Genomic DNA, 14,250 nt, shown 5'->3' with positions numbered 1-14,250 from the left:
CCGCCTGAGGGCGGGCACGCCGTGACGGCCGGGCGCCTCGTGCGGGTGGGCACGCCGTGACGGACTGGCCGAAACCGCTGGTCGCCGCCGGGTGCGTGCTCTGGCGCCGGTCGGCCGCGGACGGCCGGCCCGAGCTGTGTCTGGTGCACCGGCCGAAGTACGACGACTGGTCCTTCCCCAAGGGCAAGCTGAAGCGGGACGAGACCCCGGAGCGGGCGGCCCGGCGCGAGGTGCTGGAGGAGACCGGGTACACGTGTGAGCTCGGCGCCCCGCTGCCGACCTCCCGGTACCTGGTCGAGGGACGGCTGAAGACCGTGCACTACTGGGCCGCCGAGGCACTGGAGGGCGGTTTCGTGCCCTCCCTGGAGGTGGACCGGCTGCTCTGGCTGCCGCCGTACGGGGCGCGGCTGCGGCTCACGCACCTGCGCGACCGGCCGCTGGTGGACGCGTTCCTCGAAGTGCTGGAGCGCTGAGCCGGGACGGGTGGGGGCGGCGGGCCGGGACGGGTGCGGGCGCTGGTCCGTACGGGTGGCGGGCCCCCCGTAGCGCCACGGCGCACATGGCCGGAAACTGGCCCTTGGGGGTGTGCGGCCCACCGGTCCCGCCCCGTATACACGTGCCGGGTGCGTCTGCGCGCCCCGGCGCGCCGGGAGGCAGGGCCACACCGGGCCGTCCGCCATGGTTCACCGTCCGTTCACTCACCCCCGTTGGCCGCTTCACCTGATCTGCCTAATTTCGGCAGTGCACGGTGCGGGTCGCAGGCGAAGAGCCGGTGGCTACCGGGCAACCAGACGTAGTCCTCTTCGCACGCCGCCCCGTAACGAGACCGGCAGGCGGCTCCTGGAAGGAACACCCGAAAGTGAAGCTTCAGCGCAAGAACCGGCTTCGTGCCTCTGCCCTCGGGGCCCTCGTCGTGTCCGGCGCACTGGCCCTCACGGCGTGCGGCTCCGACAACAACACTCCGAAGGACGGCGGCAGCAGCAAGGCCGCGGCCCCGACCGGCGACGCCTCGCAGTGCGCGGGCGCCAAGGGTCAGCTGCTGGCCTCCGGCTCCTCCGCGCAGAAGAACGCCATGGACCTGTGGGTGAACGGCTACATGGCCACCTGCGCCGGCGTCGAGGTCAACTACAAGTCCTCCTCCTCCGGTGAGGGCATCGTCGCCTTCAACCAGGGCACCGTCGGCTTCGCGGGCTCCGACTCGCCGCTGAAGCCCAAGGAGGTCGAGGAGTCCAAGAAGGTCTGCACCGGCGGCCAGGGCGTGAACCTCCCGATGGTCGGCGGCCCGATCGCCATCGGCTACAACGTCTCCGGCGTGGACAACCTGGTCCTCGACGCCCCCACCCTCGCGAAGATCTTCAACGACAAGATCAAGAAGTGGGACGACGAGGCGATCAAGAAGCTCAACCCGAACGCCAAGCTCCCCTCCACCGCCATCCAGGCCTTCCACCGCTCCGAGGACTCGGGCACCACCCAGAACCTCGGCAAGTACCTGTCGAAGACCGCCACCGCCGACTGGCCGTACGAGCCCGAGAAGAAGTGGCCGGCCCCGGGTGGCCAGGCCGCCTCCGGCTCCGCCGGTGTCGCCGCGCAGGTCAAGCAGGTCGACGGCGCGATCGGCTACTTCGAGCTCTCGTACGCCGCCTCGCAGGGCATCAAGACCGTCGACATCAACACCGGTGCGGCCGCCCCGGTGAAGGCCACCTCCGAGAACGCCTCGAAGGCCATCGCCGCCGCGAAGATCGAGGGCAAGGGCAAGGACCTCGCCCTGAAGCTCGACTACGCCACCAAGGCCGAGAGCGCGTACCCGATCGTCCTGGTCACCTACGAGATCGTCTGCGACAAGGGCAACAAGGCCGAGACGCTCCCGACCGTCAAGTCCTTCCTGAACTACACGGCCAGCGACGCGGGCCAGAAGCTCCTCTCCGAGAAGGGCTACGCGCCGATCCCGACCGAGATCAACGCCAAGGTCCGCAAGGTCATCTCCTCGCTCTCCTGAGCACGACTCCGGGGGGAGGGTCCGCTCCCGTCCGAGTGGACCCACCCCCGGAACCTCCGGTGCACCGCCGCCAGGGGGCCCCGCCCCCATCCAGACCGGAAAGATCATGGCTACTTTCACACCCACCCAGACAGACCAGGCTCCGCCGGTCTCCTCGAGCGGGTCCACCGGCCGGGCCGGTGACAAGATATTCGCGGGGCTCTCCAAGGGCTCCGGGATCCTGCTCCTGGTGATCATGGCGTCGATCGCCGTCTTCCTCACCTACCGCGCCGTCCTGGCCCTGTCGAAGAACGAGGGCAACTTCCTCACCACCTTCGACTGGAACGCCACGGGCGAGCCCCCCGTCTTCGGCATCGCGGTGCTCCTCTACGGCACCGTGGTCAGCTCCGTCATCGCGATGGTCATCGCGGTCCCGATCGCGGTCGGCATCGCGCTGTTCATCTCGCACTACGCACCGCGCAAGCTGGCCGGTCCCCTCGCCTACGTCGTGGACCTGCTGGCCGCAGTGCCGTCGATCATCTACGGCATCTGGGGCGCCCTCTTCCTCGTCCCGTACCTCAGCGGGCTCACGTCCTGGATGGACGAGTTCCTCGGCTGGACCTACGTCTTCGACAAGACCCAGGCGGGCGTCGACCGCTCCCTGTTCACCGTCGGCATCCTGCTAGCGATCATGATCCTGCCGATCGTGACCAGCGTCAGCCGCGAGGTCTTCCTCCAGGTCCCGCGCATGAACGAGGAGGCCGCCCTCGCCCTCGGCGCCACGCGCTGGGAGGTCATCCGGATGTCGGTGCTGCCCTTCGGCCGCTCCGGCGTCATCTCCGCGTCGATGCTCGGCCTCGGCCGCGCCCTCGGCGAGACGATGGCCGTCGCCACCGTCCTCTCCCCGAGCTTCCTGATCTCCGGCCACCTGCTGGACCCGGGCGGCGGCACGTTCGCCCAGAACATCGCCGCGAAGTTCGACGAGGCCAACGAGTACGGCCGTGACGCGCTGATCGCCTCCGGTCTCGTCCTCTTCCTCCTCACCCTGCTGGTCAACGGCGCCGCTCGCATGATCATCGCGCGCCGCAAGGAGTACTCGGGGGCGAACGCCTGATGAGCCACGCACTGCAGGACCAGCGGCCCGTACGCAGCCGCAAGTCCGCCGCCCCCACCAGCCTCACCCGAGGCGGCCTGCCCCGCTGGGCCCCCGCCGCCATCGCCGCCGTGTCCCTCGCGCTCGGCACCGGCATCGGCGCGGTCGCCGGCCTCGACAGCAAGATGCAGTGGGGCCTGATCGCCGCCGCGCTGTTCGTCGTGATCACGTACACGGCCAGCACGATCGTCGAGAACTCCCGCCAGGCCAAGGACCGCGTCGCGACCTCCGTCGTGTGGGTCTGCTTCGTCCTCGCCGTCGTCCCGCTGCTCTCCCTGATCTGGGTGACCATCGTCCGCGGCATCCAGGTGCTGGACGCCTACTTCCTGAGCCACTCGATGGCCGGTGTCGCCGGCATCGAGCCCGGCGGCGGCGTCTACCACGCCCTGCTCGGCACCATCGAGCAGGTGCTGCTGGCGACCGTGATCGCCGCCCCGATCGGCCTGCTGACCGCCGTCTACCTGGTCGAGTACGGCCGCGGCGCGCTCGCCCGGGCCGTGACCTTCTTCGTTGACGTCATGACCGGCATCCCCTCCATCGTCGCGGGTCTCTTCATCCTCACGACGTGGACGCTGATGCTGGAGCAGGGCCCCTCCGGCTTCGCCGGCTCGCTGGCCCTCTCGATCCTGATGATGCCCGTCGTCGTCCGCTCCACCGAGGAGATGCTCAAGCTCGTCCCGAACGAGCTGCGCGAGGCCTCCCTCGCCCTCGGTGTGCCGAAGTGGCGCACGATCCTCAAGGTCGTGCTCCCCACCGCCATCGGCGGCATCGCGACCGGCGTGATGCTGGCCGTCGCCCGCATCACCGGTGAGACCGCGCCGATCATGCTGCTGGTCTTCGGCTCGCAGCTGATCAACGGCAACCCCTTCGAAGGCGCCCAGTCCTCGCTCCCCCTCTACATCTGGGAGCAGTACAAGATCGGCAGCGACGCCTCCTTCGACCGGGCCTGGGCCGCGGCACTCGTCCTGATCGCCTTCGTCATGATCCTCAACCTGGTGGCCCGCGGCATCGCCCGCTGGAAGGCCCCGAAGACCGGCCGCTGACCGGCCACGAAAGAAGCTCTGAATCCCATGGCCAAGCGCATCGACGTCTCCGGTCTCTCCGCCTTCTACGGCAACCACAAGGCCATCGACGACATCTCGATGACCGTCGAGCCCCGCTCCGTCACGGCCTTCATCGGCCCCTCCGGCTGCGGCAAGTCCACCTTCCTGCGCACCCTGAACCGCATGCACGAGGTCACCCCGGGCGGCCGCGTCGAGGGCAAGGTGCTGCTGGACGACGAGAACCTCTACGGCGCCGGCGTCGACCCGGTCGCCGTCCGCCGCACCGTCGGCATGGTCTTCCAGCGCCCGAACCCCTTCCCCACCATGTCGATCTTCGACAACGTGGCCGCGGGCCTGCGCCTGAACGGCAAGTTCAAGAAGAGCGAGCTCCAGGACATCGTCGAGCGCTCCCTCAAGGGCGCCAACCTCTGGAACGAGGTCAAGGACCGCCTGAACAAGCCCGGTTCCGGCCTCTCCGGCGGCCAGCAGCAGCGCCTGTGCATCGCCCGCGCCATCGCGGTCGAGCCCCAGGTCCTGCTGATGGACGAGCCCTGCTCCGCCCTCGACCCGATCTCCACCCTCGCCATCGAGGACCTGATCGGCGAGCTGAAGGAGCAGTTCACCATCGTGATCGTCACGCACAACATGCAGCAGGCCGCCCGCGTCTCCGACCGCACCGCGTTCTTCAACCTCGCGGCCGTCGGCCAGCCCGGCAAGCTCATCGAGATCGACGACACGGACCGGATCTTCTCCAACCCCTCCGTCCAGGCCACCGAGGACTACATCTCGGGCCGCTTCGGCTAGGAGGACCGCGGCTGCGCCGCCGCACGAGCCGTACGGCTCCCCCACACGTCCTGCGGTGCTGCATGGCGGTGCCACCGCAAGGCGAATCCGGGCCCGCCCCCTCTGGCAGGGGGCGGGCCCACCCACGTTCCGGGACATCCCGGGTGTGACCCGGGTCACCACAACCATCCCGCGGGCACATCGGTCAACTCTCTGTCAGGAGCATGATCCACGGGGGGTTGTCTTGCACAGGAACACGTACGTCGTCCTGGCCACGCTGGCCGCGGCGGCCGCACTCGGCACGACGGCAACGGCGGGCGCGGCCACGGCAACGGCGGGCGCGGCCACGGCACCCGCCTCCGCGACCGCCAGCACCGCGGCTCCGAAGCCCGCGGCCGACTTCAACGGCGACGGGTACGGCGACCTCGCCGTCTGGGCCCCCGACACCCCCGGCCCGCGCTCGGCGAACGGCGGACACCTCGCACCCGACGCCGGCGGCATCTCCGTCGTGTACGGCTCTCCCACCGGCCTCCGCCGGGACGGCGCCACCCTGCTGACCCAGGACACCCCCGGCATCCCCGGCGACCTCACGGCCAACGCCCGCTGGGGCAACCTGGCCGGCCGCGGCGAACTCGACGGCGACGGCCACACCGACCTGGTCGTCCGCACACCCGAGGGCTACCTCGTCCTGTGGGGCTCCCCCCAGGGCATCACCGGGGCCTCCACCCTGGTCGCCGCCCCGACCACGCTGCCCGCCCCCGGCACCCCGAGCACCGGCGTGGCCGTGGCCGACGTGACCGGCGACGGCACCGCCGACATCGTGGCCGCCGGGTCCACCACCCGGGACGGCGTACGGACCTACGGCGTGCGCCTGCTGGCCGGCCCGGTCGGCCGCACCACCGGCAAGCCGGCCTCCACCACGTTCACCGGCACCGGCCTGCTGCACCCCACCGTCGTCCACGCCGGCGACATGACCGGCGACGGCACCGCCGAAGTGGTCGCGGCCACCAAGGACCCCGCGAAGCCGGCCGGCCTCGTCCTGCGCCACACCCCCGCCGGCCTCTTCCCCGTCGGCACCGCCACGGCCGGTCCCGGCGGCGCCTTCGGCGACCTGAACAAGGACGGCTACCCCGACTTCGTCGGCGGCGACGGGCACGCCCTGACCGGCTCCGCACCCCGCTCCGGGGGCCGGATCTCCGTCACGTACGGCGGCCCCCATGGCGTCAGCACCACGCTGCCCGCCCGCGAGTTCTCCCAGGACAGCCCCGGCGTACCGGGCAAGGACGAGCCGTACGACCGGTTCGGCCAGTCCCTCGCCGTGACCGACACCGACCGCGACGGGTACGCCGACATCGTGATCGGCGCCGCGGGCGAGGACCCCTCGGGCCAGGGCAGCGCCGGATCCGTCACCGTGCTGCGCGGCGGCCCCAAGGGCGTCACCACCACCGGAGCGCGCGTGGTCACCCAGGGCACCGCGGGCGTGCCCAGCGCCTCCGAGGCCACGGACCTGTTCGGCTGGTCCGTGCTGGCGGCCGACACCGACGGCGACGGCGCGGCCGAGGTGCTGGTCGGCGGGCCCGGCGAGGACACGTACTCGGGCCGCGTCTGGATCCTGCGCACCGGCCCCGCCGGCCTCACCGGAACCGGCGCGACGAGCCTGTACTCCCGCGCCCTCGGCGGCTCCACCGCCCACATCCACTTCGGCGACCAGCTCACCGGCTGACCCGCCCGCCGCCGACCGGCGGCGGCCCCACCACCCACCGAGGCATCCATGCGCAAGCACCTGCTCACGACCGCCGCGGTCTGCGTGGCCACCGCCCTCGGCGCAGCGGCCCTCACCCCGGCCGCCGCGGCCGCCGCCCCGGTCCCGGAGCCCCGTACCGCCGACTTCGACGGCGACGGCTACCCCGACCTCGCCATCGGCGCCCACACGGCCACCGTCAACGGGCTCAAGGGCGCCGGCGTCGTCACGGTCGCCTACGGCTCGGCCGGCGGGCTGAAGTACGACACCGCCACCGTCGTCAGCCGTGCCACCCCGGGCGTACCCGGGGACCCGGCCGAGAACGGCAGGTGGCGGGCCATCAGCGGCTTCGGTGACCTGGACGGCGACGGGTACGACGACCTCCTGGTCCGCCACCGCGAGTCGACCCTGGTGCTGTGGGGCGGCAAGGCCGGGATCACCGGCGCCTCCACCCCCGTCACCGGCAGCGGCACCGCCGCCGACCCCAAGGTGCTCCCCGGCTTCCACGGCCTGGGCGACGTCAACGGCGACGGCACCGACGACCTCGTCACCCGGGGCCACGACGGAACCGAGTACGGCGTCAGCGTGTTCCTGGGCCCGCTCGACCGGAAAACGGGCAGGGCGGCCAAGGTCTGGCACCGCAACACGCAGCGGGTGGACGGCTTCTCCGTCGGCATCTCGCTGTACGTCGGCGACATGACCGGGGACCGCACCGACGACATCGTCCTCACCGGCCTGGGCGGCCCGGGCATGGTCCTCAAGGGCGGCGCCGCGGGACTGGCCCCGGGGGCCAGGCTCCAGATGGACGGCTCCGGAGGCGCAGGCACCTTCGGCGACCTGGACAAGGACGGCCACCAGGACCTGGTCATCGGCCTGGGCGGCAAGATCAGCGTCCAGTACGGGGGGCCCGGACGGCGCCAGCACGACGAGGCCCGCGGCATCTACGGGCAGGACCAGCGCGGCATCCCCGGCGTCGAGCAGTCGGGCGAGGGCTGGGGCAACGCCGTGGGCATCGCCGACACCAACCGGGACGGGTACCCGGACCTGCTCGTCGGCGCTCCGGGCAAGTCCGGCAACCAGCTCGGCGAGGAGGGCTCCGGCTCACTGACGGTGTTGTTCGGCAGCGCGAGCGGCGGCTTCGGCGGCACCGGCGCCACCAGCTTCGGCCTCACCGCCCTCGGCGGCCCGGCGGGCTGGGCGAACTTCGGCCTCGGCCTGGCCGGCTGACCCCGGAGGGTCCACCTCCGCACACGACGACGCCCCCGCCGGAACGGTCCGGCGGGGGCGCTGTCGTACGGGTGGAACGGGCCGTCACCCGAAGGCGAGGTTGACCACCCAGAAGCACAGCGCGGCGACCAGGGCCGCGGCCGGCATGGTGATGAACCAGCCCAGGATGATGTTCTTGGCGACGCCCCAGCGGACCGCGTTGACCCGCTTGGTCGCGCCCACGCCCATGATCGCGGAGGTGATCACGTGGGTGGTGGAGATCGGCGCGTGGAAGAGGAACGCCGAGCCGAACATGATCGAGGCGCCGGTGGTCTCCGCCGCGAAGCCCTGCGGCGGGTCCAGCTCGATGATCTTCCGGCCCAGGGTCCGCATGATGCGCCAGCCGCCCGCGTACGTACCGAGGGACAGCATCACCGCACAGGCGATCTTGACCCACACCGGGATCGGGTCGCCGGCCTGCTCGACGTCGGCGATGACCAGTGCCATCACGACGATGCCCATCGTCTTCTGGGCGTCCTGGAGGCCGTGGCCGAGCGCCATGCCCGCCGCCGAGACGGTCTGGGCGATGCGGAAGCCGCGCTTGGCCTTGTGCGGGTTGGTGCGGCGGAACATCCACATGATCGCGACCATCACCAGGTAGCCGACGATCAGGCCGACGAACGGCGAGACGAACATCGGGATGATGACCTTGTCGACCACACCGGACCAGATGACCTCCGTACCGCCCGCCAGCGCCGCGCCGACCATGCCGCCGAAGAGCGCGTGCGAGGAGGACGAGGGCAGGCCGAAGTACCAGGTGATCAGGTTCCAGACGATCGCGCCGACCAGCGCCGCGAAGAGGATCCACATGCCCGTGGCGCCGTGGGGCGTCTCGATGAGGCCCTCGCTGACGGTCTTGGCGACCCCGCTGCCCAGGAAGGCGCCGGCGAGGTTCATCACGGCGGCCATGGCCAGGGCCGCGCGGGGGGTCAGGGCCCGCGTGGAGACCGAGGTGGCGATGGCGTTCGCGGAGTCGTGGAAGCCGTTGGTGTACGTGAAGCCGAGCGCGACGCCGATGGTCACGACCAGCGCAAAGGTGTCCACGACGGTCAGGACTCCTTGACGGCGATGGTCTCCACCGTGTTCGCCACGTGCTCGAAGGCGTCGGCCGCCTCTTCAAGCACATCGACGATCTGCTTGAGCTTGAGGACCTCGATGGCGTCGTACTTGCCGTTGAAGAGGTGGGCGAGCAGCTTGCGGTGGATCTGGTCGGCCTGGTTCTCCAGGCGGTTGACCTCGATCCAGTACTCGGTGAGGTTGTCCATCGTCCGCAGGTGCGGCATGGCCTCGGCGGTCAGCTCCGCCGCCCGCGCCAGGACCTCGATCTGCTGCTCGACCCCCTTGGGGAGCTCCTCGACGTTGTAGAGGACGACGAGGTCGACGGCCTCCTCCATGAAGTCCATGATGTCGTCGAGCGACGAGGCGAGGGAGTAGATGTCCTCGCGGTCGAACGGCGTGATGAAGGAGGAGTTGAGCTGGTGGAAGATCGCGTGGGTCGCGTCGTCGCCCGCGTGCTCCGCTGCCCGCATCCGCTCCGCGATCTCGGCCCGGGCGGACGAGTCCGCCCCGAGCAGTTCCATCAGGAGCTTGGAGCCCGTGACGATGTTGTCCGCGGATGCGGCGAACATGTCGTAGAAGCTCGTCTCCCTGGGGGTCAGACGAAATCGCACGTGAGGTCCTCGGGGTGCATCGGATTCGGTCAGGCTGATGCTAGGCGCATCCTCCGGCCACGGCTAACCGGCGGTTCCCCAGTGTCCTCCATCAGGCACAGTGAGGAGCAGGAGCCCCTGCCCCTTCGGGCAGAGCCGAGTAACCTATACCCATGAGGGGTATGCAGCCCCCTTACCGGACACCGGGAGACACGATGACGACCACCGAGGCGGCGGGCACCACCGAGGCGGCCGGTCACGCGGCTGACCAGACGGCGGGCCAGGCCGCCGATCACGCACACGGGGTCCACGGCTACCACCACCAGAAGGCCGAGCACCTCAAGCGGCTCCGGCGCATCGAGGGCCAGATCCGGGGGCTCCAGCGGCTGGTGGACGAGGACGTCTACTGCATCGACATACTCACGCAGGTTTCGGCCAGCACGAAGGCCCTGCAGTCCTTCGCCCTCCAGCTGCTGGAGGAGCACCTGCGGCACTGCGTCGCGGACGCCGCGGTCAAGGGCGGGGACGAGATCGACGCCAAGGTGGAGGAGGCCACGAAGGCCATCGCCCGCCTGCTGCGCACCTGACGCCATCCCTCCGGACACCATCCCGCCGGACGCGGTCCCGGGCCCGGCCTCAGGCCGTCGGCCCGGACCCCGCCAGCAGCACCTCGTCGATGCGGTCCTGGCTCAGCCTGTCCTCGTGGGCGGCCGAGGCGGCGATGATCAGCTCGCCGCACAGCTCGATCTCGGCGAGGGCCACGTAGTCCTGGACAGTCGCACCGCCTGCCGGTGTCACGCGCATCACCCTCTCTCTGCCGCCGTCGGCTTCTCAGCGTAGGGAGGCCGCCACGCGCCGCGCATGACACGGATGGACCATTTCCGGATACCCCCCGGCGGCCGGCCCGCGTCGCCCCGCCGCCTACTCCGCGATCTTCCCCGCGAAAATGTCCCGGCTTGCCGGCAATTGCACCGTCACCGGTGTCCCGAACCCGTAGAGGAGCGTGGTCGAGGAGACATCGATCACGCCATTGTTCACGTAGCTGAACCGGTGCCGGACCTTCCGCAGCCGCCCCTCCTCGTCGAGGTACGCGTCGAACGGCACCAGGTCCGTGCTGAACCCTTTCGCCGCCGCCTCCAGCGCCCCGCGCGCGTGCGGCGACGCGCTGCGCGCCGCCCGGCCGATGTCCGTGGTCCCGCGGTAGTGCCGCACCTTGGTGCCGGCCAGCTCGGTCTCACCCACGTACGTCACGTCGCGCGCCCCGCGCAGCAGCTCGGCCGCGGCCACCGGGTCGGTGGCGCCGCCCGTGACCAGGTTGCCGTCGGAGAGGGCGGTCGTGTCCACCCGTACCCACTTGTCGGCCGGCACGCCCGCGCCGCGGTTCTTCATGTACAGCGCGCCCGGTGTGAGCAGTTCGGTGATCGGCCGGTGCTCCGACTTCCCCGCCGCGTCGGCCGGCAGCATGACCAGCAGCTGCCCCATCCGGTTGCGGAAGTCGACCCCGCCCTCACCGCGGATCGTCACCCGCGTCCCGCCGGTGGCCATCTCCATGGCCGTCCGCGCGCGGGCGCTGCCGGACCGCGCGAGCACGTCGGCAGCGCCCCGCACCGCCTCGGCGCCGTCGGGCGCCGGTCCGGGTCCCTCCGTGCCGCACCCGGAGAGCAGTCCCGCCATCACCCCCGACACGACCGCGGCGGCGGCCACCGCCCCGCCCCTGCGCCTGTGCTCGTGCACCACCATCGCCTGCCAACCCCCAACGCGTCACCGCTGCTTGCCCGAGGCCCCCACCCGCTCCGCATAACGACGTCCGGGGTTCACCGTCACGGTCGGGAACCCGCCGGTGCCCCGTCGGCGGCGGGTACCTTTGTGGCGTGGACACGCACTCCGAAGCCCGGCCGTCCCTTCCGCTTACCGCCCCTGCCGGTGCCGCGTACGACGCGGAGGTCCCGGCGCCGCGCACCGCCGGGGAGGACGGGGGCCAGTCCACCGGCAACTCCGGCCCCGGGCACGTCACCGAGACCTCCGAGCGCGGTTCGTTCTGCACCGCCCGGTGCAGCTGCGGCTGGCGGGGACCGGCACGCCGCTCGCGGGATCTGGCCCGGAAGGACGCGGCGGCCCACGTGGGGCGCCCGCTGTAGGGCCCGCGGCGCGGCCCCCTCTCGCGCGGGGGCGTCCCGGGCGGGGACCGTCCCGCGCGGGGGACCGTACGACACCTGCCGGGCGCCCGGTCACCCGTAAGGAGTGCGCCGGCTGGCGTACCCGGCGCCGGGCGGTTGCCCTGGTCGGAGGAGGGGGGACCACCTCCACAGGGCGGAGTCACATGCGACCCATGCGTCCCAGCTTCACCGTCGTCGCGTACGCGATCGTGCTCGGCTTCGCACTGGCCCCCGGCCTCGCCCAGGCGGCGGGCACGGCGCGGGGCGCCTCGGGCGGCGCGTCGGACGGGGACCCCGACCACAAGCCCGTCGGTACGGCGGACGGCCCGGCGGACGTCGCCCTGGCCCTGGGCACCACGGGCGCGGCGGCGACGGCCACCGGCCTCTGGCTGCGCTCGCGCCACCGGCGCGACGAGGGGCCGGAGCGCGGCGAGGAGCGCGAGCCCTGAACGGGGGCCGGTCGCGGACGGCGGTGCGGGCCTGCTTCGGTGCGGCGGCGCTGTGCCTGCTGGCCGCGGGATTCCTGGCCGTACTCCGCCTGCTGACGGGGTGACACCGCTCAGGCGGCGAGGTCGCTCTCCTGCGTGAACTCCTCGGCGCCCTGGGCCTTGGCCAGTTCGACGGGCCGGGGCGCGCACGCCCGGCGCGAGCGGACGATCCACCCGGTACGCGGGGAGCGCGCGACGGCGCGTACCACCGGCGTGAGCAGCGCCATGGCGAGCGGGGCGAGCAGCAGCACGGCGGCGGTGCCCAGCGCGAACCCGCCGACGACGTCGGTGGGGTAGTGCACGCCCATGTAGACGCGGGTGAGGCCCTCGACGAGCGCGAGGCCGATGCCGACGAGCCCGATCCGGCGGTTCGCGACGAACAGGCCTACACCCAGGGCCATCGCGAGCGTCGCATGGTCGCTGACGAAGGAGAAGTCCGTCTTGCCGGCGGCCAGCACCTCCAGCCCCTCGTGCTGTTCGAAGGGGCGGGGCCGGCCGACGAACCCCCGCAGCGGGACGTTGACGAGCAGGGCGATGCCGGCGGCCAACGGCGCCCAGACCAGGGCGGCGAAGGTCTCGACGGACTCGGTGTCGCCGCGGCGCCGGGCACCTCGCCAGCAACACAGGACGAGCAGGACGAGCGCCAGGACCAGGCCGTACTCGCCGACCAGGCCCACAGCGCGGTCGAACCAGTCGGGGGCGTCCTGCGCGATCCCGTTGACGCGGTACAGCAGGCTCACATCGGGGTTCGGCCCACCGGCCGCGAGATCAGCCATCGTGCTACGGCCCCTTGCCCTTGCGTCGTCCCCTGCGGGCGCACGCCGTCGTGCGCCCCTTCGCCCCCGCGTTCAGCCCCTGATGACCATGGAACGCCCGTTCTGGCGCGTACGTTCCACTCTCCACCGAATGATCACCCCAACGTTATCGAAAGGTGACTCATCGTCGCAGCTCAGGGCCTTCGCTTAACGGAGTGTCGCTAGACCCGGGGCCGGGTCGGCAGGGCTTCCGCACCGTCCTCGGTGACACGGGTGGCACCGAAGTAGTCCGGGGTGTCGATCTTGTCGAAACGGATCACCGCCCCGGTGAAGGGGGCGTTGATCATATAGCCGCCGCCGACGTACAGACCGACGTGCCGGATCGCCCGCGAGTCCGTCAGATCGTCGGAGAAGAACACCAGATCGCCCGGGAGCAGCTCCTCGCGCGAGGGGTGCGGCCCGGCGTTGTACTGGTCGTTCGCCACGCGCGGCAGCTCGATCCCCACGGTCCGGTACGCGGCCTGCGTGAGCCCGGAGCAGTCGAACCGCCCCCGGTGCTCGGGCGTGCCCTCGCCGCCCCACAGGTACGGCGTCCCGAGCTTGCGCTGCGCGAAGTCGATGGCCGTCGCGGCCTGCCGGGAGGGCGCGACGCGGCCCACGGGCGCGGCGAAGCTCTGCTGGAGGGTGGTGATGACCTTCACGTAGTTCTGCGTCTCGCGGTACGGGGGCACGCCGCCGTACTTGATGACCGCGTACGCGCCCGCGTTGTAGGCGGCGAGCATGTTGGCGGTCGGGTTGCCGGGCACCTTCCTGACGTACCGGGCGAGTTCGCAGTCGTACGTGGCCGCCGAGGGGATCGCGTCGGCCGGGTCCCAGACGTCGCGGTCGCCGTCCCCGTCGCCGTCGATGCCGTGGCCCGACCAGGTGCCGGGCATGAACTGGCCGATGCCCAGGGCCCCTACGGGGCTGCGGGCCTGCGGGTTCCAGCCGCTCTCCTGGTAGAGCTGAGCGGCCAGCAGGGCGGGGTTGAGCGCCTCGCAGAGGTTCCCCCACTTCTGCACGAGCGACTGGTACCGCGCCGGGACGGCACCCTTGGCCAGCCCCACGGCCCGTCCGCCGCCGCTGCCGACCAGTCCGGCGGCAGCCGAGTACGTCCCTATGACGAGCAGCCCGAGGAAGCTCAGGCACAGCCCGATGCCGATACCGCCCGCGACCCAGAATCTGCGCACCCGTCAACCCTC

Annotated in this window: 16 protein-coding genes; 10 read left to right on the top strand and 6 right to left on the bottom strand. The window is 71.8% G+C overall.

The features are described 5' to 3' along the window. Window positions 1–56 precede the first annotated feature (56 nt). The 7 genes from ACIF6F_RS00145 (at window position 57) to ACIF6F_RS00115 (ending at window position 7,922) form a co-directional block, all read left to right on the top strand. Window positions 57–473 carry an NUDIX hydrolase gene (locus tag ACIF6F_RS00145; protein WP_399938967.1) on the top strand — a complete coding sequence of 139 codons (417 nt, stop codon included), beginning with the start codon at window positions 57–59 and terminating at the stop codon, window positions 471–473. Window positions 474–859: 386 nt separating this feature from the next. Then, the gene (gene pstS, locus ACIF6F_RS00140; RefSeq protein WP_399938965.1) at window positions 860–1,996 is read left to right on the top strand and encodes a phosphate ABC transporter substrate-binding protein PstS; all 1,137 of its coding nucleotides are present in this window, start codon (window positions 860–862) and stop codon (window positions 1,994–1,996) included. A 106-nt stretch (window positions 1,997–2,102) separates the two neighbouring features. After that, complete coding sequence (gene pstC, locus ACIF6F_RS00135; protein WP_399938962.1) at window positions 2,103–3,089, top strand: phosphate ABC transporter permease subunit PstC; 987 nt, start codon at window positions 2,103–2,105, stop codon at window positions 3,087–3,089. Further along, complete coding sequence (gene pstA / locus ACIF6F_RS00130; RefSeq protein ID WP_399938959.1) at window positions 3,089–4,171, top strand: phosphate ABC transporter permease PstA; 1,083 nt, start codon at window positions 3,089–3,091, stop codon at window positions 4,169–4,171. The genes pstC and pstA overlap by 1 nt, the downstream gene beginning before the upstream one ends. A 27-nt stretch (window positions 4,172–4,198) precedes the next feature. Continuing rightward, on the top strand, window positions 4,199–4,975 hold the full coding sequence (gene pstB / locus ACIF6F_RS00125) for a phosphate ABC transporter ATP-binding protein PstB (protein ID WP_399938957.1): 777 nt from the start codon (window positions 4,199–4,201) through the stop codon (window positions 4,973–4,975). Between the two features lie 223 nt (window positions 4,976–5,198). Beyond that, the gene (locus ACIF6F_RS00120; protein ID WP_399938954.1) at window positions 5,199–6,677 is read left to right on the top strand and encodes an FG-GAP and VCBS repeat-containing protein; all 1,479 of its coding nucleotides are present in this window, start codon (window positions 5,199–5,201) and stop codon (window positions 6,675–6,677) included. Window positions 6,678–6,725: 48 nt separating this feature from the next. After that, window positions 6,726–7,922, top strand: a complete 1,197-nt coding sequence (locus tag ACIF6F_RS00115) for an FG-GAP repeat domain-containing protein (protein ID WP_399938952.1) — start codon at window positions 6,726–6,728, stop codon at window positions 7,920–7,922. A gap of 84 nt (window positions 7,923–8,006) precedes the next feature. Here the strand turns inward: ACIF6F_RS00115 and ACIF6F_RS00110 are convergent, their stop codons facing one another. Both ACIF6F_RS00110 and ACIF6F_RS00105 read right to left on the bottom strand, forming a co-directional pair. Beyond that, complete coding sequence (locus tag ACIF6F_RS00110; protein WP_399938949.1) at window positions 8,007–9,005, bottom strand: anion permease; 999 nt, start codon at window positions 9,003–9,005, stop codon at window positions 8,007–8,009. 5 nt (window positions 9,006–9,010) lie between these two features. Beyond that, window positions 9,011–9,631: a DUF47 domain-containing protein gene (locus ACIF6F_RS00105; RefSeq protein ID WP_028797706.1), complete on the bottom strand. Its 621-nt coding sequence runs from the start codon at window positions 9,629–9,631 to the stop codon at window positions 9,011–9,013. Window positions 9,632–9,825: 194 nt separating this feature from the next. On the opposite strand from ACIF6F_RS00105, the gene ACIF6F_RS00100 reads away from it, so the two are divergent. Then, window positions 9,826–10,197: a metal-sensitive transcriptional regulator gene (locus ACIF6F_RS00100; protein WP_399938947.1), complete on the top strand. Its 372-nt coding sequence runs from the start codon at window positions 9,826–9,828 to the stop codon at window positions 10,195–10,197. A gap of 49 nt (window positions 10,198–10,246) precedes the next feature. Here the strand turns inward: ACIF6F_RS00100 and ACIF6F_RS00095 are convergent, their stop codons facing one another. Then, window positions 10,247–10,408, bottom strand: a complete 162-nt coding sequence (locus ACIF6F_RS00095) for a hypothetical protein (protein ID WP_399940582.1) — start codon at window positions 10,406–10,408, stop codon at window positions 10,247–10,249. A gap of 123 nt (window positions 10,409–10,531) precedes the next feature. Continuing rightward, window positions 10,532–11,350, bottom strand: a complete 819-nt coding sequence (locus ACIF6F_RS00090) for a hypothetical protein (RefSeq protein WP_399938944.1) — start codon at window positions 11,348–11,350, stop codon at window positions 10,532–10,534. A gap of 131 nt (window positions 11,351–11,481) precedes the next feature. Here ACIF6F_RS00090 and ACIF6F_RS00085 point away from each other — a divergent pair, with 131 nt between their 5' ends. Further along, window positions 11,482–11,748, top strand: a complete 267-nt coding sequence (locus ACIF6F_RS00085; RefSeq protein ID WP_399938941.1) for a hypothetical protein — start codon at window positions 11,482–11,484, stop codon at window positions 11,746–11,748. Between the two features lie 191 nt (window positions 11,749–11,939). Beyond that, on the top strand, window positions 11,940–12,215 hold the full coding sequence (locus ACIF6F_RS00080; protein WP_399938939.1) for a hypothetical protein: 276 nt from the start codon (window positions 11,940–11,942) through the stop codon (window positions 12,213–12,215). 110 nt (window positions 12,216–12,325) lie between these two features. Here the strand turns inward: ACIF6F_RS00080 and ACIF6F_RS00075 are convergent, their stop codons facing one another. Further along, the gene (locus tag ACIF6F_RS00075; protein WP_399938937.1) at window positions 12,326–13,030 is read right to left on the bottom strand and encodes a phosphatase PAP2 family protein; all 705 of its coding nucleotides are present in this window, start codon (window positions 13,028–13,030) and stop codon (window positions 12,326–12,328) included. Between the two features lie 200 nt (window positions 13,031–13,230). Next, window positions 13,231–14,238 (bottom strand): NlpC/P60 family protein, encoded by a 1,008-nt coding sequence (locus ACIF6F_RS00070; protein ID WP_399938934.1) that lies wholly within the window; start codon window positions 14,236–14,238, stop codon window positions 13,231–13,233. Between the last annotated feature and the right edge of the window lie 12 nt (window positions 14,239–14,250).

Source organism: Streptomyces sp. NPDC086023 (assembly GCF_044540325.1).
In the GTDB taxonomy this organism is placed as follows: Bacteria; Actinomycetota; Actinomycetes; order Streptomycetales; family Streptomycetaceae; genus Streptomyces.
This window is presented reverse-complemented; position numbering and strand designations above follow the sequence as displayed.